Source organism: Mycobacterium sp. 852002-51057_SCH5723018 (genome assembly GCF_001667035.1).
Lineage (GTDB): Bacteria > Actinomycetota > Actinomycetes > Mycobacteriales > Mycobacteriaceae > Mycobacterium.
Window position 1 is genome coordinate 1 of record NZ_LZIR01000115.1, and the last position, 22270, is coordinate 22270.

Consider the following 22270-nt stretch of genomic DNA (forward strand, 5'->3'; position numbering starts at 1 on the left):
CCCGGCCCCCCCCGGGGGGGGGGGGCCCCCGGCGGGCGGGCGCCCCGCCCCGGCGCGGGGGGGGCCCGCCCCCCGGGGCCGCCGGCCCCCCCCCCCCCCCCCCCCCCGACGCGATGGCGTTGATATACCTGCTGGCCAGCGCCGACGCCGAGCTGGTGGGGATCGCGTCAACCGGCGGTAACATCCCCGTGGACCAGGTGTGTGCCAACAACCTGGGTCTGCTCGAATTATGCAGGGCCCCAGGCATTCCCGTGTCGAAGGGCGCCGACGACCCACTGCGCGGCCGCTGGTCGCACCATTCAGAGTTCCACGGCCCCAAGGGCTTAGGTTATGCCGAGCTGCCCCCGACCGATCGCCGGCTCACCACCCACGACGCCACCGCGGCGTGGGTGACCGCGGCGCGCGATCATCCCGGCGACCTTACCGGTGTGGTGACCGGGCCGCTGACCAACCTGGCGCTGGCCCTGCGTGCCGAACCCGCGCTGCCCACGCTGCTGCGCCGGCTGGTGATCATGGGCGGCGCGTTCGGCGCCGACACCAATCCGATGGCCGAATGGAACATCCGGGTGGACCCCGAGGCGGCGAGCGAGGTCTTCACCGGTTGGGCTGCGCAACAACAACTTCCGGTTATCTGTGGCTTGGACCTCACCCGCCGCGTCGCCATGACACCGGACATCCTGGCCCGGCTGGCGTCTGAAAGCTCAGTCGTGGGCCCGTCGCCCCTGATCCGGGTGATCGAGGACGCGATGCGGTTCTACTTCGAATCCCACGAGGCCCGCGGCTACGGCTACGTCGCCTACATGCACGACCCGCTGGCGGCCGCGGCGGCGCTGGACCCACAGTTGGTATCGACCCGGGCGGCGAGGGTGGACATCGAGCTGGCCGACGTCCCGACGAGGGGCGTGACGGCCGCCGATTGGTCGGGAGCCCGAAAACCCAACGCACGGATCGGGATCGGCGTGGACCCCGCGACCTTCTTCGATCGGTTCATCGAGCGGGTCGGGCGGTTCGCGCGCCGGCTGGCCGGCGTCAAGCAACCCGGAACTGCTCGAGATCCGCATGCTTGACGGTCAACCCGTGTCCCGGCGCCGACCGGTCGGGGCGTAACACGCCGCCCGCCTCGGGTTCGATGGTGCCGTCGAAAGCAAGGCCTTCGATCCGGATGTGGTCGTGGAAGTACTCCAGATGCCGCATATGCCAGACGGCGGTGCCGACCTGGGCACTGATCTGCGGCGCGCAGTGCAGCGACAGGTCCATCCCCCGCGCGTCGCACAGCGCGGCGACCTTGAGCACACCGGTGATGCCGAGCGCCCGGGTCACGTCGGCCTGCAGGCAGTCCACCGCGCCGGCGGCCAGCATCTGGTGAAAGTACGGCAGGTGATAGCCGTATTCGCCGGCGGCGATGTCCATGCCGGCCGGGCCGTGCTCGCGCAGCTGGTGCAACCCGTCGAGGTCGTCGGAGCTCACCGGCTCCTCAAACCACCACACGTCGTAGTCGGCGAAGCGGTGCGCCCACCACAGCGCTTGCTTGCGGTGGTAGGCGCCGTTGGCGTCGACGAACAACTCGACGTCGTCGCCGATCGCCGAGCGGGCTGCTTCGACCCGGCCGATGTCGGCGTCGGGGTCGCGCCCGACCTTCATCTTGACCCGTGGAATGCCGGCTTCGACCCAGCCGGCGAGCTGCGCGCGCAGGGTGTCGTTGTCGTAGGAGGTAAACCCGCCGCTGCCGTAGATCGGTGTGACGTCGTGGATGGCGCCCAGCGCGATGACCAATGGCTCGTCCAGCAGCCGGGCGCGCAGGTCCCACAGCGCGATGTCGACGGCCGAGATCGCCTCGGCGGCCAGCCCGGGCTTGCCGAGATTGCGGACCGCGTGCTGCATCTGCGCCCACCGGGCCGGCGGCTGCAAGGCGTCCTCGCCGGACACGACGTCGGCCAGCTTGGAGCGCACGACGGTGACGACGGGCGTCCCGGCGTAGGTGTAACCGGTCCCCACCTGGCCACCGGCCCGCGCACTGACCAGAACGAAGGTCGTCGAGTCCCAGGCCAGGGTGCCGTCGGACTCCGGCGCATCGGTCGGGATCGTGTACGCCGCGGCCTCCACGGACTCGATCGGGATCGGAACGCTCGCATGCAAAGCCATGCCCGGGGGACTACCCGAACACGACCGGGAAAACCCGCCGTCGCCCTGTTTTGCCGGGCATCGCGGCGGGTAGCCGACAGATCGTGGCCCTCGGCAATCGTTGCCGTTGGCACTTATCTGCGGCGACCAGCCGATGGTGCCGATGCCGGGGGCCCACCAAGCCGACCGGCCGCCCGGTCGTCCCTAACCCGGCAAGGAATCTGCACATGGCTTTCGCCGAGTATCAAAACGAGCTCTACGAACAGGGGCAGGCCGGCCGCCAGCCGCCCTATCCGATCAGGTTCGCCGATCTGGAGGCCAAGGCGGCCGCGGCAATGCCGCCGAAAGTGTTGGGGTACGTGGCCGGTGGCGCCGGCGACGAGCACACCCAGCGGGCTAACTGCGAGGCCTTCAAGCGGTGGGGCCTGTACCCGCGGATGGGCATCGCCCCCGAGCAGCGCGACACGAGCGTGGAGCTGTTCGGCATTACTTTGCCGTCGCCGATTTTCATGGCGCCCATCGGTGTGATCGGCGTGTGCGCCCAGGACGGCCACGGCGACATCGCCGCGGCGCGGGCGTCGGCGCGCACGGGCGTGCCGTTCTGCGTGGGAACGCTGACATCGGACCCGATGGAGGTCGTCGTCACCGAACTCGGCGATACCCCAAGCTTTTTCCAGCTGTACACGCCGCCCGACCGCGAGATGGCCGCCAGCCTGGTGCACCGCGCCGAGGCATGCGGTTTCAAGGCGATCGCGGTCACCCTCGACACCTGGGTCACCGGCTGGCGGCCGCGCGACCTGAGCGCCGGCAACTACCCCCAGGTGCCCAGCGGGTGCCTGAGCAACTACACCTCGGACCCGGTCTTCCGCGCCGGCCTGCAACCGGGCGAAGACGCCACCGAGGCCGCGGTGCGCAAGCTGCCGATCTTCGGTGGCCCGTTCCGGTGGGAGGACCTGGAGTGGCTGCGGTCGGAGACCAGCCTGCCGCTGCTGGTCAAGGGCATCTGTCACCCCGACGATGTGCGTCGGGCGAAAGACCTTGGCGTCGACGGTATTTACTGTTCCAACCACGGCGGCCGCCAGGCCAACGGCGGGCTGCCCGCACTGGATTGCCTGCCCGGGGTGCTCGAGGCCGCCGACGGGCTGCCGGTGCTGTTCGACTCCGGGATCCGCAGCGGGGCCGACATCATCAAGGCGCTGGCGATGGGGGCGACCGCGGTGGGGATCGGCCGCCCCTACGCCTACGGTTTGGCGCTCGGAGGTGTCGACGGCATCGTGCACGTGCTGCGCTCCCTGCTGGCCGAGGCGGACCTGATCATGGCCGTCGACGGGTATGCCTCGCTGAAGGACCTCACACCCGACGCGTTGCGGCATGTCGGACATGTTGAAGCGCACGGCTATTAACCTATTGCAGCAAGCTTCGGCAACAGCTCGTCGCACACACGTTGGATGAAGCCGATGGGGTCGGGGTTTCCGGGCATCACGCCGACGTGGATTAATGAGATCCCCTGCGCGGCACAGGCTTCAACGTCCCTAAGGAACCCGTCGAGGTCGTCGAACGGATCACGGAAGAAGAAGCCGGCAGTTTTTTCGATATCGTTGGGGTTGCGGCCAACGGCGTCGCAGTGTCGCTTCAACACGCCCATCTTGTGCTCGAGCTCTTCGGCTGATTCTGCGCCGCCGGACCATATGTCAGCGTACTTCGCGATCAGCGGCAGCGTTTTCTTCTCGCCACGGCCGGCGATGAGGATCGGCGTGCGTCGGGGTTGTCGCGGTTCGCAGATCGTCTCGGCGAGCTGGTAGTGCTTGCCGGTGTACTGGCCGTCGTCGTCGCTCCACATCTGCCGGCAGATTTGGAGGGTTTCCTCGAGAATCTCGAATCGCTCCCGCACCGGAGGGAAGGGCAGGCCTAGCGCGGTGTGCCCGCGCTCGTACCAGCCCACGCCGATACCGAGCATGGCCCGTCCTCCCGAGAGCACATCGAGGGTGCTGACGGTTTTGGCAAGCGCGCCGGCGTGGCGGTACGTCACTCCGGTGACCAGGGCGCTCAGCCTGATCGCTTTCGTTTGACCCGCCAGGAAGCCCAAAGAGGTGTAGCACTCTAAAAACGGGTTGTGCGCATCACCGACCCCCAGGAAGTGGTCAGGGAGTGTGAACATAGCCACGCCGGCGGCGTCGGCGAGGACAGCGGCCCGCGCCAAAGTCGGGCCGATCTGCTCGCCGGGAGGAGGTGAGTAATTGACAAAATGAACACCTAATCGCATGGCAGAGTTCCCCTTTCACGCAACATTGGACTGGTCGGGCCAGCGACGTTACTGGCGTCGGTGGCCGTAAACAGTGATAAGATTTAGTCCTGTCACTGTAGCACGGTAATGCGACTTGGTCTTATCAAGTAGCCTCTGGCTATGGCACGGTGGGAACCGAATGCACGCGAACGGCTTGAACGAGCCGCTCTGGAGCTGTTCGCAGAGCAGGGGTACGACGCAACGTCCGTTGCGCAGATCGCCGACCGAGCCGGACTGACAAAGAGCAGTTTCTTTCGGCATTTTGCCGACAAACGCGAAGTCCTCTCCGCCGGTCAGGACATCCTTGCCGATCGCATTAGCGACGGTGCGCGCGCGGCAAGCCCGTCGGCCGCGCCGATCGAATGCGTCGCCGCCGCCCTGCAGTCGGCGGCGGCCGTGTTCACCCCGGAGCGACACGAGATCCTGCCGCTGCGTCGTGCGGTCATCGTCGCCAACAGCGAACTGCACGAGCGCGAACTGCTCAAGCGTGCCCGCCTTACTACCGCCCTAGCCGATGCGCTGCGCGCACGAGGAACCGATGAGACAGCCGCACGCCTGGCCGCGGAAATCGGCATGCTTGCGTTCGACATCACCTGCGCACGATGGGCAGATCGTGGCAATGAGGAACCGTTCGGCGAGATAGCCGATGCCGCACTAAAGCAACTGCTTAGCAGCGCGACAACGCTCGGTATCGGTGCGGGGCATGAACCGTATACGTTGCTTACGTCGACACAAACCGGGGAGACTGCTCATGGCCGAAGCAAAGACCTTCGTTTCTGACGGGGCCCGGGCTACAAAATTGCTCAGTTCGAGTTGTCAACTCCTGCAAGGCTTTTGGCATTCTTAAATGTGGCGTACCATCTCGTCGAAGGTCGCAACTGCGGCGTCATGCCGCTCGGCGGTGTGAGCACACAGCATTCGGGCAGCTTTGGACCGGTCGCCGTGTCCTGACCGACGACCCGTAAAGGTCTACTCGTAGCTGCCCTCCAAGTACCAGCGCCGCTGGCGGTAGCACAGCAGAAACGCCCGCTCGCCCTCCAGCAACACCTGCGCGCGGGCGGTGCGGCCCTTGGCGCCGGGATCCCACCACCGCTCGTCGACCGGCCACGGCCCGGTCCACCAGCACAGCGGCTCGTCCCGGCCGTGCACGGTCAACCGCGCGGGCTCGGCCGAGAACATCCCGCGGTTGGTGACCCGCACCGGGTTTCCTTGGGCGTCAAGCAATTCCACCGTGTCGTCGAGCAAGACGGCCGGCGAGGGCTCCGGCAGTTGCCCGGGCCACGGCGGGCCCGGGTCGGCCCGCGGCACCGGCTCGTCACCCAGCGGGGTCAGCGTGATGCGTTCGGCGGGCCCGCGACCGCCGGACAGCACCGGCACCCGCACCGCCTCCGGCCCGAGCAGGCCCTGCACCCGCAACAGCGCCCGGCGGGCGCGCAGCCTGTCCTCCTCGCCCAGGCCGCCCCATAGCGGCAACTGCAGCGCCTCGGCGGACACCACCTCCACCGCCTGCAACCGCAACAGCGTTACCGGCCCGGTGGGCCGCCTGTCGGCGGTCCGATTGCTCAACCAGCCGTCCAGTTGCCAGCGCACCCGGTCGGCGGTGGCGTCCTCGGTCAACGGCTCGGCGCACCGCCACACCCGTTGCAGCTCTTCGCCGTTGGCGGTGACGGCGTGGATGGCCAGCCGGGTGCAGCCCACCCCGGCGGCCATCAGCGCCTGGTGCAGCGTGCCGGCCAGCGAGCGCCCGGCGAATGCCGCGGCATCTACCCGGTCGATCGGCGGATCGCAGTCCAGCACGGCCACCAGTTCCGGCGGCGGCTCCCGCCCGGACGGGCCCCGCTCGGACTCACCGCGGGCGAACCGGTGCGCGGCCACCCCGTCGGCGCCGAACCTGGAGGCCACGTCGGTGGACGACAGCGCGGCGAACTGCCCGATGGTGCGAATTCCCATCCGCCACAACAGGTCCGTCAGTTCTTCTCGCCCCGGGCCGGACAGGCTCGGCTCGGTGGCCAGCTGCCGGATCGACAGCACCGACAGGAACCTCGCGTCGCCGCCGGGCTCCACGACCCGGCCCGCCCGGGCGGCGAACACCGCGGTGGACAGCTGATCGGCGATCCCGACCTGACACTCGGCGCCGGCTGCAGCCACCGCGTCGATCAGCCGCTCGGCGGCCTGCTGTTCGGAGCCGAAATAGCGGGCCGCCCCGCGCACCGGCAACACCAGGAGCCCGGGCCGCAGCACCTCGGCGCGGGGCACCAGGTCGTCCACCGCCGCGACCACCCCTTCGAAGAAGCGGGCGTCGCGGTCGGCGTCGGCGGTGGTGACGTGCAGTTGCGGGCAGCGCGCCGCCGCCTCCCGGCGTCGTAACCCCCGCCGCACCCCGGCCGCGCCGGCGGCCGACGAGCAGGCGATCACCCGGTTGGCCAGGGTGACCGCGACCGGGGCCGTCGCGGGCAGGTCCGCTGCTGCCGCCGCCGCGACCGCGGGCCAGTCCATGCACCAGATCGCCAACACCCGGGAAGAAACCACCAGAAGTCACCCGGCTCGCGCCCGGCCGATCACCCGTCTGCCCGCGCACATCCCGCTGACCTGCAGCCGCACCCTGCCGATCCGGCCAAAACCCGGGCGGCCGCCCGCCGTGATCTCATAGCCGCAGACCCGGGCCGCAAGCCGCGTCTGCGCCCCCTGCCAGTCGCCGTCGGTGACCAGCAGGGTGCAGCCCTTATTACGGGCCCGCGCGACCACCGCCCGCGCCCGGGTCGGCGGCACCCGGCGCCCGCCCAGACCGAGCACCACCAGGTCCATGCCATCGATGAGCACCGCGGCCACCTCCACCGGATCGGTTCCGGGATCAGGTATCACCGCGAGCCGGCTCAGGTCCGCGCCCATCTCCACGGCGGCCAGCAACCCGATGTCGGGGTGGCCGACAATCGCGACGTTGCCGCCGGCCGCCGTCACCGCGGCCACCATGCCCAGCAGCAACGACCGGGCCCCCGACAGCACCGCCACCGTCCCGCGCGGCAACGGCGCCGGCAGCGACTCCGCCAGCCACGGCGGGAGCGCCACGTAGGATTCCGATTCCGGCAGCAGCTCGTCGATGCGGGCGGCGGCGCGCCCGGACGTCTTTCCGGATAGCTCGGCCATCCGTCGCCGCAGCGATTTCAGCTGCTCAGCGCGGTTTTCCCGGCGGTGGTCGGAGGCGAAAGCCGTGGTCATGGCGAAGCCTCCTGCCTGGTTTTTCGAATGTATGTTCGATACAGCTGGAGTTAACACCCGCCCTCCGACAACCGTCAAGAAACGTGAGAGGCTGCTTTATGCGCTCGGTACTGGAGTGGCTGATGGGCGCAATGGGGCGCCAGAATCCGCCAGATATAAACCGCTGCGGCTCCCGTCGGCGTGTCGTCGCAACTGGTTATGTGTCGCGAAGGAGCCGCACGGACAAGCCGCGCAGAGCTACTCCCATTCGATGGTGCCGGGCGGCTTGCTGGTGATGTCGAGCACCACGCGATTGACCTCGGCCACCTCGTTGGTGATGCGCGTCGAGATCCGCTCCAGCACCTCGTAGGGCACCCGGGTCCAGTCGGCGGTCATGGCGTCCTCGCTGGACACCGGCCGCAGCACGATCGGGTGCCCGTAGGTGCGGTTGTCGCCCTGCACGCCGACCGAGCGCACGTCGGCCAAAAGCACCACCGGGCACTGCCAGATCTGGTTGTCCAGGCCCGCAGCGGTGAGCTCCTCGCGCGCGATCGAGTCGGCGTGCCGCAGCGTCTCCAGCCGCTTCGCGGTGACCTCGCCGACGATCCGGATGCCCAAGCCGGGCCCCGGAAAAGGTTGGCGCGCAACGATTTCCTCCGGCAGGCCCAGCTCGCGCCCGACGGCGCGCACCTCGTCCTTGAACAGCAGCCGCAGCGGCTCGACGAGCTTGAACTTCAGGTCCCCGGGCAGGCCGCCGACGTTGTGATGGCTCTTGATGTTGGCGGTGCCGCTGCCACCGCCGGACTCCACCACGTCGGGGTACAGCGTGCCCTGCACCAGGAACTCGACCTGAGAATCGGTGTCTGCCCCACTGTCTTGCAAGATGTCTCGCACCGCGCCCTCGAACGCCCGGATGAACTGGCGGCCGATGATCTTGCGCTTGCCCTCGGGGTTGGTCACCCCCGCCAGCGCCTGCAGGAAGGTCTCCGCCGCGTCGACGGTGACCAGGTTGGCGCCGGTGGCGGCGACGAAATCGCGCTGCACCTGCGCGCGTTCGCCGGCACGCAACAGCCCATGGTCGACGAAGACACAGGTCAGCCGGTCACCGATGGCGCGCTGCACCAGCGCCGCGGCCACCGCCGAATCCACCCCACCCGACAGCCCGCAGATCGCATGGCCGTCGCCGACCTGCGCACGCACCTGCTCCACCAGCGCGTCGGCGATATTGGCGGGCGTCCAATCGGAGCCCAGCCCGGCGAAGTCGTGCAGGAACCGGCTGAGCACCTGCTGCCCGTGCGGGGTGTGCATCACCTCCGGGTGGTACTGCACCCCGGCCAGGCGCCGGCCGCGGTTCTCGAAGGCGGCGACCGCGGCGCCCGCGCTGCTGGCGACCACGTCGAATCCGTCGGGCGCGGCCGTGACCGCGTCGCCGTGACTCATCCAGACCGGCTGAACGTCGGGCAGACCCGAATGCAAGTCGCCACCAAGGACTTTCAGTTCCGTCCGGCCGTACTCGCTGGTACCGGTGTGCGCGACCGTCCCGCCCAGAGCCTGCGCCATCGCCTGAAACCCGTAGCAGATGCCGAACACCGGCAGCCCGAGGTCGAAAAGCGCCGGATCGAGCTGCGGGGCGCCCTCGGTGTACACGCTGGCCGGCCCGCCGGACAGCACGACCGCCGCCGGGTTGTGTGCCTTGATCTCCTCGACCGACGCGGTGTGCGGGATGACCTCGGAAAAGACCCGCGCCTCCCGGACCCGGCGGGCGATCAACTGCGCATACTGCGCGCCGAAGTCGACCACCAACACCGGCCGGTGAGGCGGTCCATCCGCGGCGGGATCAGCGGGTTCGGCCATGGCAATCAGCTTAGTGGCTGCGCTTCGACCAGGTCCTCGTGTGGTTCAGCAGGGTTGTTGTTTCGGCGGCGGGGACCAGATCGAACTCGATCGACATGATGGGTAGGCGTGGGGAGTGCTGCAGCCAGCACAAGCGTCTCGGTGCCTCTACCGAGGTCACGCGGCACAGCGCGGTTTCGTCGCGGCCGATACGGTGCCGGATCAGCCGAAACGTCGTGCCTACCCGGAGCCGTTGTTCATCGGCGGCGTGTTCGACGGCGTCCCACGCGTCGTACCACTCGGTGATCCTGGCGACGGTGGTGATCAGGTTCCACACCTTGCCGGGCGGCGCGACGAGGCGTATCGAGTCCGAGAGCGTGTGGTGACTGGGGCGCCGGAAGGTCATGGGCGCACGCTTTCGTTGACGGTCATAGCTGAAACCACCTCGGCCGCAGGGAGTCTCGCGGCGCGAGTTCGAAGGCCCACGCGTCGGGGCCACCAGAACCACGGCCCGAGCAGGGCGGCGATCGCCGGCGTCATGAGCGATCGCACGACCAGGGTGTCGAAGAGCAGTCCGATGCCGACGGTGGTGCCAAACTGGCCGATGATCCGCAGATCGCTGAACACAAACGAAGCCATGGTGAACGCAAACACCAGGCCGGCGGAGGTCACCACCGCCCCCGTTCCGCCCATGGCGCGGATGATGCCGGTCTTGATGCCCGCGCCGATTTCCTCTTTGAATCGGGAGACCAGCAACAGGTTATAGTCCGATCCCACGGCCAGCAGGACGATCAGCGCCATCGCTATTACCAGCCAGTGCAAGGGAATGCCGAGGATGTCCTGCCAGACGAGCACCGACAGTCCGAACGAGGATCCCAGCGACAGCAGCACTGTGCCGATGATGACCAGGGCGGCGATCACACTGCGGGTGAGGATCAGCATGATGACGAAGATCAGGCAGGCCGCGGCGATCCCGGCGATGAGCAGATCGTATTTGGCCGCGTCACTCATGTCCTTGTACGTCGCGGCGGTGCCACCCAGCTGGATCTTGGCGTCTTCCAAGGGGGTCCCCTTGACAGCGTGTTTGGCGGCCTTTTTGATCGCGTTGACGTGCGAAACGCCCTCGGGGGTTGCGGGATCCTCGTCATGGGTGATGATGAACCGCGCCGCCTTCCCGTCGGGCGAGAGGAACATCGACAGGCCGCGTTTGAAGTCGGGGTTGTCGAACACTTCCGGAGGCAGGTAGAAGGAATCGTCGTTTTTCGCGGCGTCGAACGCCTGCCCCATGGCGGTCGCATTCTGCTGCGCGGCGTCCATTTGATCCAGCAGGCCCGAGAAACTGCTGTACATGGTCATCGTCATCGTGCGCATGGTCATTGTCGCGCCGATGATCGGCGGCAGCAGCGAGATCAGTTGCGGCATCAGGGTATCCAGCCTGTCGGTGTCTTTCACCAGACCGCCCAGGTCACCGGTGAGTTTGTCGACGCCGTCGAGCGCATCGAATATCGATCGCAGCGCCCAGCAGACGGGGATGTCGAAACAGTGCCGCTCCCAGGAGAAGTAGCCGCGCAGCGGCCTGAAGAAGTCGTCAAAATCGGCGATGCGATCGCGCACGTCGTTGGTGTCGGCGACGATCTGCCTGGTTTGGCCCGCCACGTCGTGCGTGGTGTCGGCGAGCCCGCGCATCAGGACCAGCATGCGTTGCATGGTGTCGATGACGCCCGTCATTTGATCGGCGACGCCTCGCATGTCGGCCATGCGGTCGTGCATGTATTTCATGTTCTCGGTCAGCGTGGTGGACTGCATGCTGATCTGGAACGGGATGGACGTATGCTCGATGGGGGTGCCCAGCGGCCTGGTGATGGCCTGAACGCGAGCGACACCGTCGGCCTGGAAGACGCCCTTGGTCACTCGGTCGAGGACGAGCATGTCCGCGGGATTGCGCATGTCGTGGTCGGTCTCGATCAACAGCAGGTCGGGATTCAACCGTGCCGGTGAAAAGTGCCGGTCCGCGGCGGCGTATCCGATGTTGGACGGCGTGATCGCGGGCAGGTACTTGCGGTCGCTGTAACTCGTCGTGAACGACGGCAGGGCCAGCAGCCCGACCAAAGCGATAGCGCAGGTCGCCGCGAGGATGGGCGTGGGCCAGCGGACCACGGCGGTTCCCAGCCGGCGCCAACCCCGCGTCTTCATGTTCCGTTTGGGATCGAACAACCCGAAACGACTGCCCAAAGTAAGGATCGCCGGACCCAACGTCAGCGCGCCCGCGACCATCGTGAACATCCCGATCGCGCACGGCGCGCCCAGGGTTTGGAAATAGGGCAGCCTGGTGAAGCTGAGGCAGAACATCGCGCCCGCGATGGTCAGGCCCGAGCCAAGGACGACATGGGCGCTACCGCGAAACATGGTGTAGTAGGCGGCTTCCCGGTCCTCGCCGGCGTGGCGGGCCTCCTGATACCGGCCCACGACGAATATCGCGTAGTCCGTGCCCGCGGCGATGGCGAGTATCGGAAGGATCTGAACCGCGAACGTTGAAAGCCCGATGACTCCGCGGCTTCCGAGAAATGCGATCACCCCTTGCACGGCAGGCAATTCGATGAAGACCATCAGCAGCGTCAGCAGGACGGTGACCAGCGATCGGTACACGATCAGCAGCATCAGTACGATGACCGCGACCGTCACACCCATCACCTTGCGGACGCTCTTGTCGCCGAATTCGAGCTCGTCGGTGGTCACGGCCGCGGGTCCGGCGATGTATGCCCTAACTCCGTTGGGCGCCACCGTCGTTGACACGATGTGCCGGACGGCGTCGACGGACTCATTGGCCAGCGTCTCGCCCTGGCGACCGGCGAGGAAGACCTGAACGTAGGCGGCCTTACCGTCGGCGCTCTGCGAGCCGGCCGCGGTAAGCGGATCGCCCCAGAAGTCCTGGACGTGCTCGACGTGCTTGTGGTCCTGCGCAAGCTTGCGGATCAGGTCGTCGTAGAACCGGTGCGCCGCATCACCCAGCGGCGCCTGGCCTTCCAGGACGACCATGACCGCACTGTCGGAGTCGAATTCGTGGAAAACTCGGCCGACGCGCTGCGTGGCCTGTATCGCCGGTGCATCGTCGGGACTCATCGACACCGCGTGCGTTTCTCCGACCGCTTCCAGTTGTGGCACTACGATATTCGTGACGGCAGCTAGGCCCAGCCAGAACAGCAGGATCGGCACCGAAAGCCGGCGAACCGTTCGCGCGATCACGCGGACTTCACCAGGCAGAAGGTCTGGGGGTGGATCCCTTCGACGGTTCGTTGATCCCTGATACCGCCGTTCACCGTGATTCGGCAGCCGATGACCTCACCGTCGCCCTGCGCCACGACGTTGACGCTGACCGCCGGGGCGGTCGTGGACACGCTATAGGTCCACGGCAATCCCGCGCCGTCAACTCGCTGCGGTGCGGCGTTGACGTCGAGGTAGTTGATGTCGGCCACGGCCCCCGCCGCGCCGAAGACCTCGAGGGTTACCCGCTTGGGATTGAAGGGCTTGATGTCATCGGCGCGGGCGCTCGCCGCCGACGTGGTGGGGTGAACACCGAAGATCCCGTGCAGCCGGTAGACGGCGAAACCCGCGATCGCGACCAAGACCGCGATGGCCAGCGGCATCCACGCGCGCTTGACGACAATCATCTCCGTCTTAAGCCTCTCTTTGGTAGCGTAGTCAGTCAGTGAACTAACATAGTATTACTCCACTAACGCGCGCAATCGGACTAGATTTGCCCGGTTGCCAGCGCGAGCCACAGATAGTAAGTTGGCTAACTAGCTTGCTATGACCGCGAGAAGGACAACGACATGAGCATCAATGCAAACCAATTCGGGCCCTGGGCCGTCGTGACGGGCGCGTCATCGGGGATCGGGCGCGAGTTCGCCAACCAGCTCGCCGCCGCGGGCATCAACGTCGTGCTGGTCGCCCGGCGCCTGGACATGCTGCGGGACGTCGGCGCGGCGCTGGCGGACCGCCACGGTGTGGACTATCGCGCCGTCGACGTCGACCTGTCCGAGCCGGGCATGCTGGCCCCAGTCGCCGAGGCCACCACTGACATCGACGTCGGTCTGCTGGTGTCGAATGCGGGCGTGGCCCTGCCCGGGCCCTTCCTGAGCTCCGACCTGCAGGCGCAGCGGGCGGTCCTGCGGCTGAATACCGCTGCACACCTGGCCCTGAGCCGCTACTTCGGCGAACGGCTGGCGCGGCGCGGCCGCGGCGGCATCCTGCTGGTGTCCGCGCTGGGCGCGATCCACGGCGTGCCCTACATGGCGAACACTGCGGCGACCAAGGCTTACGTGACCAGCCTTGGCGCTGGCCTGCACGGCGAGTTGGCCAAGCACGGCGTGCACGTGACCGTCCTGCACCCGGGACCGACCCGCACCCCCGTGCTAGCCGAGCTGGGCCTGGACCCTGACAAACTGCCGATACCGCCCATGACACCGGACAATTGCGCCCGCGAGGCGCTGCGCGCCCTGCAGCGCAATCGCGCCAACTGCATACCGGGCCGGGTCAACCGGGTCAGCGCCGCGCTCGTGCCCGCGGCGTTGACCCGCTCCATGATGTCGCGCATGCTGTCGCGGCCCTCGCAGGTCGACACAGCCGCCCAATAGCTCATGGACAAGCCAATCTGCCTGATCACCGGCGCCACCGACGGCATCGGCAAGGCCACCGCGACCGGGCTGGCCCAGAAGGGGTATGCCGTCGTGCTCGCCGCACGCAACGAAGCCAAGGCGGCAAGCGTCATATTGGAAATCGTCGCGGCCACCGGCAATCACGACGTCGATTACCTCACCGCCGACCTCAGGTCTCTCGCCCAGCAGCAGCGGCTGGCCGAAACGTTCGCGGTCCGCTACCCGCGCCTGGACGTGCTGATCAACAACGCCGGAGTCGTCATGACGCGGCGCACTCTGACCGAGGACGGTTATGAGACGACCTTTCAGGTCAACTACCTATCGCAGTTCTACCTCACCCATTTGCTGCTCGACGAACTGAAGAGGAGCGCGCGGGGCCGAATCGTCAACCTGAGCTCGAGCGTGTACCGCGTAGGCAAGTTCGAACCGGACAACCTGCAAGGCGAGCAACGATATTCGGCCATCCGCGCATATGCGGCTTCCAAGCTCCTCGTGCTGTTGTTCACCATCGAGTTGGCGCACCGGCTGGCGTCGACGCGGGTCACGGCGAACGCCGTGCATCCCGGGATCGTCAGGACACCGATGATGTGGGACGCCCGGGGAGCCCTCCGTGCGATGACCTATGCGGCGCTGCCGTTTTCGATCTCCCCCGACAAGGGCGCCGCCACCTCGGTTTTCCTCGCCACGTCTGAAGATTCGGCGCAAGTCTCCGGACAGTACTTCGCGAACGCCAAGGCGAAAAAGGTCAAGTCCGAGTCGAACACGCCGGAGAACCGGAAACGGCTGTGGAACTTGAGCATGGCCGCGTGCCGTCTATAGTCCGTGAGTGATATGGCTGACTCAACCGGCGCCGAGGACGCCACCCCGCCGAAGCCTCCCGGCAAGCGGGAGCGACTGATCGCTGCCGCGTGCGATCTGTTCTATCGCCAGGGCATCGCCGGCACCACGCTCGCGCACACCGCCGAGGCCGCCGAGGTGCCGCTGGGCAACATGTATTACTACTTCAAGACCAAAGACGACATCGTGGCCGCCGTTGTCGAGGCGCGCACCGAGGAAATCCGATCCGCCACCGCGGCTTTGCAGCGCCGCCACGGCAGCCCCAAGGCCCGGCTCAAGGCGCTCGTGGGCATGCTGGCCGAGTCGCGCGACACGATCGCCGACCACGGCTGTCCGTTAGGAAGCCTCTGCACCGAGCTCGCGAACCAGCCGGGCCAATCGCCTGCCCTGACCGCGCCAATCATGGAAACCCTGCTGGACTGGGCCGAGCAGCAATTCCGCGCCATGGGCCGCCGCGACGCCCGCGACTTGGCGCTCGAACTTGTCATCGCTTACGAGGGCAGCGCGGTTCTGACCAACGCCATGGCGCAACCCGAAATCATGACACGCGAAGCCCGGCGCCTTGAAAAGTGGATCAACGCCCTGCAAGCGTGACGACATAGAGCAGCGCCTACAGCGAAAACACGTGACGCATTACGTCGACAGCCTCCGGATCGCCTTTGAACTCGATACGCCGCAGCGCCGCCTTGCGCTTGGCCTCGCTCGCCCCCAGCCGGGCGGTGACCAGGTCGGCCGCGCTGGCGGTCAAAGTCACCGAAGGCTCGCCCCGAGCCGCCGCGAGGCGGCCTTGCGTTACCGCGAACTCGAAACGGCGGCCGTCGATCTCGACGCGATACGTCGCCTCCACGCCGGCTGCGTCAGCGGCGTTGCAGCCCAGCAGTATTCCCGCGAGGAAACCGTTCAACGGCGACACCGGGCCGTTCTCAACCGGGTCCAGCCGGTCCAGCCCGAACCACGCGAGGCTGTGCAGGATCGGCAGCACTCGCTGCCAGCCCATGTCGGAAAGCGTGTACACCGTGCGCCCGATCGGGGCGGGCAGATCGGCGCGGTCGACCAGCCCGACCTCTTGTAATTCCTTGAGCCGCTCCGCGAGCAGGTTGGTCGCGATACCGGGCAGCGCGTCGCGCAGGTCGCCGTAGCGGCGGGCTCCGCCGACCAGCTCGCGCAGGATCAACAACGTCCATCGCTCGCCGAGGACATCGAGCCCGCGGGCGATCGGACAGTTTTGGTTGTAGTTCCTGCGGGGCGGCACCACCCCAGCCTACCAGCGACTAGACATCTTTTTCAACTTACTACTTGATTTATTTGTCTACGAGCTTTACCGTTTCGTCCATGCGCACCGCCCCGATACTCCGTAATCACCCGATTGCCGCCCTCGCCGTCATCTGCCTGGGCGTCTTCGTCATCAGCGTTGACGCCACCATCGTCAACGTCGCGCTGCCCACCCTGTCGCGCGAACTCGGCGCCGACACCGCGCAGCTGCAATGGATCGTCGACGCCTACACCCTCGTCATGTCCGGCCTACTGCTCTCGGCGGGCAGCCTGTCCGACCGCTACGGCAGGCGGGGCTGGCTCAACTCCGGGCTGGCGGTGTTCGCCGTCACCTCAGGCATTGCCGCACAGGTCAATACCGCGGATCAGCTCATTGCGGCGCGCGCCGCCATGGGTGTCGGGGCGGCGGTGATCTTCCCGACCACCCTGGGACTGATCACCAACATCTTCACCGATCCGGTACCGCGCGCCAAGGCGATCGGCCTGTGGGCGGCCATGGTCGGTGTCGGCGTGGCCGTGGGGCCGATCAGCGGCGGCTGGCTGCTCGAGCACTTCTGGTGGGGCTCGATCTTCATGGTCAACATCCCGATCGCCGCGCTGGCCATCGTCGGCGGCATCCTGTTCGTGCCGACCTCGCGTGACCCGGCGGCCCCGCGCGTCGACGTCCCCGGGTTGCTCTTGTCCGCGGCCGGGATCACGACGCTGGTCTACACGGTCATCGAGGCGCCCACCTGGGGATGGACCAACACGCGGACCGCAATCGGATTTGCCACCGCCGCAATCGTTCTCGTCGGCTTTGCGCTGTGGGAACGGCGCACCACCCACCCCATGCTGGACGTCACCGTGTTCTTCAACCGCCGGTTCTCCGGCGGCAGCCTGGCCGTGACCGCCGGCTTCCTGACGCTGTTCGGCTTCATCTTCGTCATCACCCAGTACTTCCAATTCATCAAGAACTACACCGCATTTCAGACCGGCGTGCGGCTGCTTCCCGTCGCGATCTCCATCGCGCTGGCCAGCATCCTGGGACCACGGCTGGTCGAACGAATCGGCACCACCGCCGTCGTCGCCGCGGGCCTCACGGTGTTCGCCGCCGGCCTGGCGTGGGCGTCCACGGCCGACGCGGCCACGCCGTATGACCAGATCGCCTTGCAGATGCTGTTGCTCGGCGGCGGCCTCGGTCTGACGACGGCGCCGGCCACCGAGGCCATCATGGGATCGCTGTCCGCCGACAAGGCCGGGGTCGGCTCGGCCGTCAACGACACCACGCGCGAGCTCGGCGGCACCCTCGGGGTCGCCATCGCCGGCAGCATCTTCGCGTCGGTGTACTCCAGCCGCCTGGGCACCTCCGCGTTGACGGGACTCCCCGCCGATGCCATGCGCCATTCAATGGCCGTGGCCCACACGGTGATCCAGCAGCTACCGGCGCCACAGGCCGGCGTTGTCCGCGACGTCGTCAACCGCGCGTTCCTGGACGGGCTGCAGGTGAGCTCGCTGGTCTGCGCGGGCATCGCGCTGGGCGCCGCGATCGTGGTGGCCTGGCTCTTGCCGGCACGCGGTCGGCAGGCGACTCCCTCCCCCGCACTGACCAAGGCCTAAACCCCCACCCAGAGAGGCACGAAAAATATGAGTACGACGCCATCCGCCAGCACTTACGTGCTCGGACACGCCGACGTGGAGGTGCAGCGGCTGCTCCTGCAGGCACGGCTGTACGACGACTACACCGAGCATGCGCTGCGCCTCGCCGGCCTGCGTCCGGGCATGCGGGTGCTCGACGTCGGCTGCGGGCCCGGGGACGTGTCGTTCGTCGCCGCCCGATTGGTCGGCCCGACGGGATCAGTCCTCGGTGTGGACGCCGCACCCGAGATGGTCGCCCTGGCCCGCGCCCGCGCCGCCGAACAAGGTCTGACCGCAGTGCAATTCACGCACGCCGCGATCGACGGAATCGCCCTGGACAAACCGGTCGACGCCGTGATCGGCCGGTTCATCCTGATGCACCTGCCCGATCCGGCCGCTACGCTGCGGCGCCTCAACTCGTTCGTGCGCCCGGGAGGCGTCGTCGCGTTCTCCGAGAACGACATGACCGCGACGCGCACCGTCCCGGACATGCCCTTGTTCGAGCAGGTAACGACGGGCATCGTGCGCGCCTTCGAGGCCATGGGGCTCAGCCCACGGTTCGGCACCACGCTGCACACGGTCTTCGCCGAGGCCGGCCTCGGCGTGCCACGCCTGATCCAAGGCACGCCGATCGGCACCGCCGCCGACACCGACATCTTGGCCTACGGCGCCGAAGTCTGGCGGCTGGTCTCCCCGGTCGCGCAACAGCTGGGCCTCGAGATCGACGGGCTCGACGACATCGACGACTTCGTGCCGCTGTTCCGGCGGGAGGCGCGGGCGGTCGACGCCCTCATTTCGATGCCCCCCATCCTCACCGCATGGGCACGGGTGCAACGATGAACGCCACCATCGTGCACCAGTACACGACCGGCCTGTCGCGACGCAACATCGAGCGGGCCCTGCTCGACGCCGGCAAGGACCTCGACCACGTGGTACCCGCCGACCTCGGACCGCTCGAGGACTTCCACACGATGGGCCGCATCGCGACCGCCCAACTGGTGGAGCTGGCGCAGATCACCAGTAAGAGTGGGGTTCTCGATGCCGGCAGCGGGGTCGGCGGCACCGCCCGCTACGTCGCCGACCGCTACGGCTGCCGAGTCACCGCCGTGGATCTCACCGATGAATACTGCGAAACGAACCGCTGGCTCAATGGGCTCGTCGGGCTCGGCGACCGGATCTCGGTTCGTCAGGCCGACGTCACCGAACTGCCCTTCGCCGACGCCGCTTTCGATGTCGCCATCAGTCAGCACGTCCAGATGAACGTGGCCGACAAGGCGCGCCTGTACTCCGAGGCGCGCCGGGTGCTGAAGGATGGCGGGCGGCTTGCCCTGTGGGACATCACGGTCGGCGAGGGCGAACTCGACTATCCCCTCCCCTGGGCCGACGACCCCACACGCAGCCACCTGATCACTCCCGAGCAATTGCGCGCCGCGGTGGAGTCCGCCGGGTTCGTGGTCGAGCACTGGAACGACCTCACCGACCAGGCGGCCGCGCTCATGGGAGCGCTGCTGGCCCAGCCCGCCGGCCCGCTGGGTCTGCACGCCTTCGTCACCGACTTCGAGCAGAAGGCCGATAACCTCACCCGGGCCCTGGCCGACGGCCGCGTTCGTGCCATCCAAGCGATTTGTGAAGCGTGAATGCCATGCAGCCCAACGAAACTCCCGACCAACGCTACACGCTGACATGGAGCGGCGGGCGCGGCCAGGTCAAATTCCTCACCCGGTCCGACGGCTCGCGGCTGCGCTACTTCACGACGGGAACCGGCCCGCCGCTGGTGCTGCTGCACACGGTCCGCACCCAGCTGGACTACTTCCAGCGCGTCGTGCCCGGGCTGTGGGACGAATTCACCGTCTACGCGCTGGACCTGCCCGGCATGGGCTGGTCCGACATCGTCCCCGGCGCCCGATACGGCGAGCCCGAATTGCGCAGCGCCGTAGTTGAATTCGTCAGGGCGCTGGGCGTGCGTGACGTCACGTTGGCCGGCGAATCGATGGGGGCCGCGCTCGCGTTGCTGGCCTCCACCGAACTGGCCGACACCGTGCGCCGCGTGATCGCCTTCAACCCCTACGACTATCCGGGCGGGTTGGAACGGGGCAACTGGTTCGCCCGGGTGATCGGAACGGGCGTCCGGCTGCCCGGTTCGGGACCGATCTTCGCCCGACTGGAAAACCGCCTCATCCTCCAAGGCATCCTGGCCGGCGGCTTCGCCGACCGCCACACACTGCCGAAGGACTTCCTCGCCGAGCTGCGCCGCAGCGGCCGCCGCCGCGGCTACCCGACGGTGAACCGGGCGATCATGCGCAGCCTCAACGACTTCATCGATGCGGCAAGCCGCTACCCCAACGTCACCGTCCCGGTCACATTGGTCTATGCCGAACACGACTGGTCGCGCGTCGCGGACCGGGAGCGGGTCGCCCGCCGGCTCCCCCACGCCGACACCTTCACAATTCCAGACACCGGCCATTTCTCGGCCCTCGAGCGCCCCTCGGAGATGGTGCGCATCATCCGCCAAAGCGCAACCCACGGTCGATGAGGCCGACCCGGGCTGGACTGCCCAAATGCCTTGTGACGGACGTGCCCGGATGTTGGGGTGCTAATCCTGCGTCGTGCGGCCGGATTTATCCGCTGTGGCTCTGGGACGACCCCTCTTGGGCGGGGGTGCCGCGTGTTTCGGCATCCGACCGGCGTCGTCGAGCGCTCTGCGCAAGATCATTTCGACTTGTGCGTTGACACTGCGGAACTCGTCGTTGGCCCAGCGGGTGAGCGCGTCGTGGACGGCGGGGTCGATCCGAAGCAGGACCTGTCGGCGGTCGCTCACGTGTAAAGCGTGCCGGTGTTGACCACGGGCGAGGGCGGTTGGTCGGCGCAGAGCACCACCATGAGGTTGCTGACCATGCTGGCGGTGCGCTCCTCGTCGAGCGCCACGACGCCGCTGTCGGTGAGCCGCTCAAGCGCCAGGCTGACCATCCCCACGGCGCCCTCCACGATGCGCGTGCGGGCGGCGATGACGGCGCTGGCCTGCTGGCGGCGAAGCATCGCCTGGGCGATTTCTTGGGCATAAGCCAGGTGGGAGATGCGGACCTCAACGATTTCTACGCCGGCGATCTGGACGCGTGACGCCAGTTCGCGGGCGAGGTCGGCGACAACCTGGTTCGTGGAGCCGCGCAGCGACGTGCCGGCGCCGGTTGGGTCGTCGTAGGGGTGGCTGGTGGCGACGTACCGCAGCGCCGACTCGGCCTGCATCGACACGAAGCCTTGGTAGCTATCCACCGCGTAGGTCGCCTTGGCGGTGTCGGCCACCTGCCAGACCACGATCGCAGCGATTTCTACCGGGCTGCCGTCGGCGTCGTTAACCTTCAGATGCGCCGTCTCGAAGTTGCGCACCCGCAGGCTGATCCCGCGGCGCACGGTCAGCGGCGCGACCCACCAAAACCCCGGACGGCTCACGGTGCCGATGTAGCGCCCGAAGAACTGGATCACCGAGCTTTGACCGGGCGGAATGATCACCAGCGAGGTGACGACCAAGGCAAGGATCACGATCGGCAGCCACAGCAGGTCAGGTTTGTTGTTGGCCGCCAGGACAATTCCGGCAATGCTCGCGGCGACGACGAGGACACCGAGCCAGCCGGTGACGGCGCCAGCAGGACGTTGATGGATCTCGACCTGGGCTCCCTGATGTCCGACAACGTGAGCGTTGTTGGTTGATTCAGCGCTGTCCACGGGTACCGCCCTTCTCAAAAGTGATATAAAATGATATCACTTTTTCTGTCGAGCCCAAGGAGGGTCGATGATGCAACCTGAAACGTGCCCGGTTCGGATCCGAGGTGACCTCGATCCCGCGTTGTCACGCTGGCAGTGGCTGGTCAAGTGGATTCTGTCAATTCCGCACTACATCGTTCTGTTCTTTCTGACCATCGCGGTCGTCGTGGTCTGGGTGATTGCGTTCTTCGCGATCCTGATCACCGGCAAGTACCCGCCCGCCCTATTCGACTTCAGCGTCGGTGTGATGCGATGGCGCTGGCGGGTCGCCTTCTACTCGCTCACCGCACTGGGCACAGACAAGTACCCGCCGTTCAGCCTGCGGTCGAAGCCCGAGTATCCGGCCGACCTGGAGATCGACTATCCCGAGCGCCTGAGCCGAGGCTTAGTGCTGGTCAAGTGGTGGCTACTGGCCATCCCGCACTACCTGATACTTTTCGCCTTCTTCTCCGCCGGGTGGCGCGCTTTCCCGCTGAACCCGAACAACTCTGTCGTCGCCTACCCAGTGCCGCCGCTGATAGTGATCCTCGTGGTGATCGCCCTTGTGGGCTTGGTGTTCACCGGGCGCTATCCAAAGGGGTTGTACGACTTCGTGATCGGAATCAACCGGTGGGCAATCCGGGTGCGCGCCTACAGTACGCTGCTGCGCGATGAGTACCCACCGTTCCGCCTCGACATTGGGGCGGCGTGAATCCGTGGC

The 22270-nt window shown here is 67.4% G+C and carries 22 protein-coding genes; 11 read left to right on the top strand and 11 right to left on the bottom strand.

Going from position 1 to position 22270, the window contains the following annotated elements; genetic code table 11:
* The first annotated feature begins 113 nt into the window (after positions 1-113).
* Positions 114-1067 carry a nucleoside hydrolase gene (locus A5764_RS23560; protein WP_067118037.1) on the top strand — a complete coding sequence of 318 codons (954 nt, stop codon included), beginning with the start codon at positions 114-116 and terminating at the stop codon, positions 1065-1067.
* Here A5764_RS23560 and A5764_RS23565 read toward each other — a convergent pair.
* Positions 1030-2142 (bottom strand): enolase C-terminal domain-like protein, encoded by a 1113-nt coding sequence (locus A5764_RS23565; RefSeq protein WP_067118040.1) that lies wholly within the window; start codon positions 2140-2142, stop codon positions 1030-1032. The two genes, A5764_RS23560 and A5764_RS23565, sit on opposite strands and share 38 nt — an antisense overlap.
* 206 nt (positions 2143-2348) lie before the next feature.
* Here A5764_RS23565 and A5764_RS23570 point away from each other — a divergent pair, with 206 nt between their 5' ends.
* On the top strand, positions 2349-3524 hold the full coding sequence (locus tag A5764_RS23570; protein WP_067118043.1) for an alpha-hydroxy-acid oxidizing protein: 1176 nt from the start codon (positions 2349-2351) through the stop codon (positions 3522-3524).
* Here A5764_RS23570 and A5764_RS23575 read toward each other — a convergent pair.
* Positions 3521-4384, bottom strand: a complete 864-nt coding sequence (locus tag A5764_RS23575) for an LLM class F420-dependent oxidoreductase (RefSeq protein WP_067118046.1) — start codon at positions 4382-4384, stop codon at positions 3521-3523. The two genes, A5764_RS23570 and A5764_RS23575, sit on opposite strands and share 4 nt — an antisense overlap.
* A gap of 141 nt (positions 4385-4525) precedes the next feature.
* On the opposite strand from A5764_RS23575, the gene A5764_RS23580 reads away from it, so the two are divergent.
* Complete coding sequence (locus A5764_RS23580; RefSeq protein ID WP_067118050.1) at positions 4526-5185, top strand: TetR/AcrR family transcriptional regulator; 660 nt, start codon at positions 4526-4528, stop codon at positions 5183-5185.
* Between the two features lie 189 nt (positions 5186-5374).
* On the opposite strand, the gene A5764_RS23585 is transcribed toward A5764_RS23580, so the two are convergent.
* The 6 genes from A5764_RS23585 to A5764_RS23610 all read right to left on the bottom strand — a co-directional run bounded on the left by A5764_RS23585 (position 5375) and on the right by A5764_RS23610 (position 13101).
* Positions 5375-6937 (bottom strand): DNA polymerase Y family protein, encoded by a 1563-nt coding sequence (locus tag A5764_RS23585; protein ID WP_197501701.1) that lies wholly within the window; start codon positions 6935-6937, stop codon positions 5375-5377.
* Positions 6938-6940: 3 nt separating this feature from the next.
* Positions 6941-7621 (bottom strand): hypothetical protein, encoded by a 681-nt coding sequence (locus tag A5764_RS23590; RefSeq protein WP_067118054.1) that lies wholly within the window; start codon positions 7619-7621, stop codon positions 6941-6943.
* Between the two features lie 237 nt (positions 7622-7858).
* A complete protein-coding gene (gene guaA / locus A5764_RS23595; RefSeq protein ID WP_067118057.1) occupies positions 7859-9454 on the bottom strand; it encodes a glutamine-hydrolyzing GMP synthase in 1596 nt (531 codons plus the stop codon).
* Between the two features lie 10 nt (positions 9455-9464).
* The gene (locus tag A5764_RS23600; RefSeq protein ID WP_067118059.1) at positions 9465-9839 is read right to left on the bottom strand and encodes an SRPBCC domain-containing protein; all 375 of its coding nucleotides are present in this window, start codon (positions 9837-9839) and stop codon (positions 9465-9467) included.
* Positions 9836-12676, bottom strand: coding sequence for an RND family transporter (locus A5764_RS23605; protein ID WP_304441343.1), 2841 nt, complete (start codon positions 12674-12676; stop codon positions 9836-9838). The genes A5764_RS23600 and A5764_RS23605 overlap by 4 nt, the downstream gene beginning before the upstream one ends.
* On the bottom strand, positions 12673-13101 hold the full coding sequence (locus tag A5764_RS23610) for an MmpS family protein (protein WP_156664840.1): 429 nt from the start codon (positions 13099-13101) through the stop codon (positions 12673-12675). The genes A5764_RS23605 and A5764_RS23610 overlap by 4 nt, the downstream gene beginning before the upstream one ends.
* Positions 13102-13263: 162 nt before the next feature.
* Between A5764_RS23610 and A5764_RS23615 the strand changes: the two genes are divergently transcribed.
* Genes A5764_RS23615 through A5764_RS23625 form a run of 3 tightly spaced genes read left to right on the top strand, consistent with a single transcriptional unit; the run spans position 13264 to position 15519 of the window.
* A complete protein-coding gene (locus A5764_RS23615; protein WP_067118066.1) occupies positions 13264-14067 on the top strand; it encodes an SDR family oxidoreductase in 804 nt (267 codons plus the stop codon).
* A gap of 3 nt (positions 14068-14070) precedes the next feature.
* Positions 14071-14907 carry an SDR family oxidoreductase gene (locus A5764_RS23620; protein WP_067118069.1) on the top strand — a complete coding sequence of 279 codons (837 nt, stop codon included), beginning with the start codon at positions 14071-14073 and terminating at the stop codon, positions 14905-14907.
* 12 nt (positions 14908-14919) lie between these two features.
* Positions 14920-15519, top strand: a complete 600-nt coding sequence (locus A5764_RS23625; RefSeq protein ID WP_067118072.1) for a TetR/AcrR family transcriptional regulator — start codon at positions 14920-14922, stop codon at positions 15517-15519.
* 16 nt (positions 15520-15535) lie between these two features.
* Here A5764_RS23625 and A5764_RS23630 read toward each other — a convergent pair whose 3' ends face one another.
* Positions 15536-16177 carry a helix-turn-helix domain-containing protein gene (locus A5764_RS23630; RefSeq protein WP_067118113.1) on the bottom strand — a complete coding sequence of 214 codons (642 nt, stop codon included), beginning with the start codon at positions 16175-16177 and terminating at the stop codon, positions 15536-15538.
* Between the two features lie 80 nt (positions 16178-16257).
* Here A5764_RS23630 and A5764_RS23635 point away from each other — a divergent pair, with 80 nt between their 5' ends.
* Genes A5764_RS23635 through A5764_RS23650 form a run of 4 tightly spaced genes read left to right on the top strand, consistent with a single transcriptional unit; the run spans position 16258 to position 20344 of the window.
* A complete protein-coding gene (locus A5764_RS23635; RefSeq protein WP_067118075.1) occupies positions 16258-17793 on the top strand; it encodes an MFS transporter in 1536 nt (511 codons plus the stop codon).
* A gap of 27 nt (positions 17794-17820) precedes the next feature.
* Positions 17821-18651 carry a class I SAM-dependent methyltransferase gene (locus tag A5764_RS23640; protein WP_067118078.1) on the top strand — a complete coding sequence of 277 codons (831 nt, stop codon included), beginning with the start codon at positions 17821-17823 and terminating at the stop codon, positions 18649-18651.
* Positions 18630-19448: a class I SAM-dependent methyltransferase gene (locus A5764_RS23645; RefSeq protein ID WP_231989793.1), complete on the top strand. Its 819-nt coding sequence runs from the start codon at positions 18630-18632 to the stop codon at positions 19446-19448. The genes A5764_RS23640 and A5764_RS23645 overlap by 22 nt, the downstream gene beginning before the upstream one ends.
* Positions 19449-19453: 5 nt before the next feature.
* The gene (locus tag A5764_RS23650; protein WP_067118081.1) at positions 19454-20344 is read left to right on the top strand and encodes an alpha/beta fold hydrolase; all 891 of its coding nucleotides are present in this window, start codon (positions 19454-19456) and stop codon (positions 20342-20344) included.
* A gap of 60 nt (positions 20345-20404) precedes the next feature.
* Here the strand turns inward: A5764_RS23650 and A5764_RS27820 are convergent, their stop codons facing one another.
* Both A5764_RS27820 and A5764_RS23655 read right to left on the bottom strand, forming a co-directional pair.
* A complete protein-coding gene (locus A5764_RS27820; RefSeq protein WP_082951864.1) occupies positions 20405-20629 on the bottom strand; it encodes a hypothetical protein in 225 nt (74 codons plus the stop codon).
* A complete protein-coding gene (locus A5764_RS23655; protein WP_067118084.1) occupies positions 20626-21531 on the bottom strand; it encodes an SPFH domain-containing protein in 906 nt (301 codons plus the stop codon). Before A5764_RS23655 ends, A5764_RS27820 begins: the two co-directional genes overlap by 4 nt.
* A 70-nt stretch (positions 21532-21601) precedes the next feature.
* Here A5764_RS23655 and A5764_RS23660 point away from each other — a divergent pair, with 70 nt between their 5' ends.
* Complete coding sequence (locus A5764_RS23660) at positions 21602-22261, top strand: DUF4389 domain-containing protein (protein WP_156664841.1); 660 nt, start codon at positions 21602-21604, stop codon at positions 22259-22261.
* Positions 22262-22270: the final 9 nt, after the last annotated feature.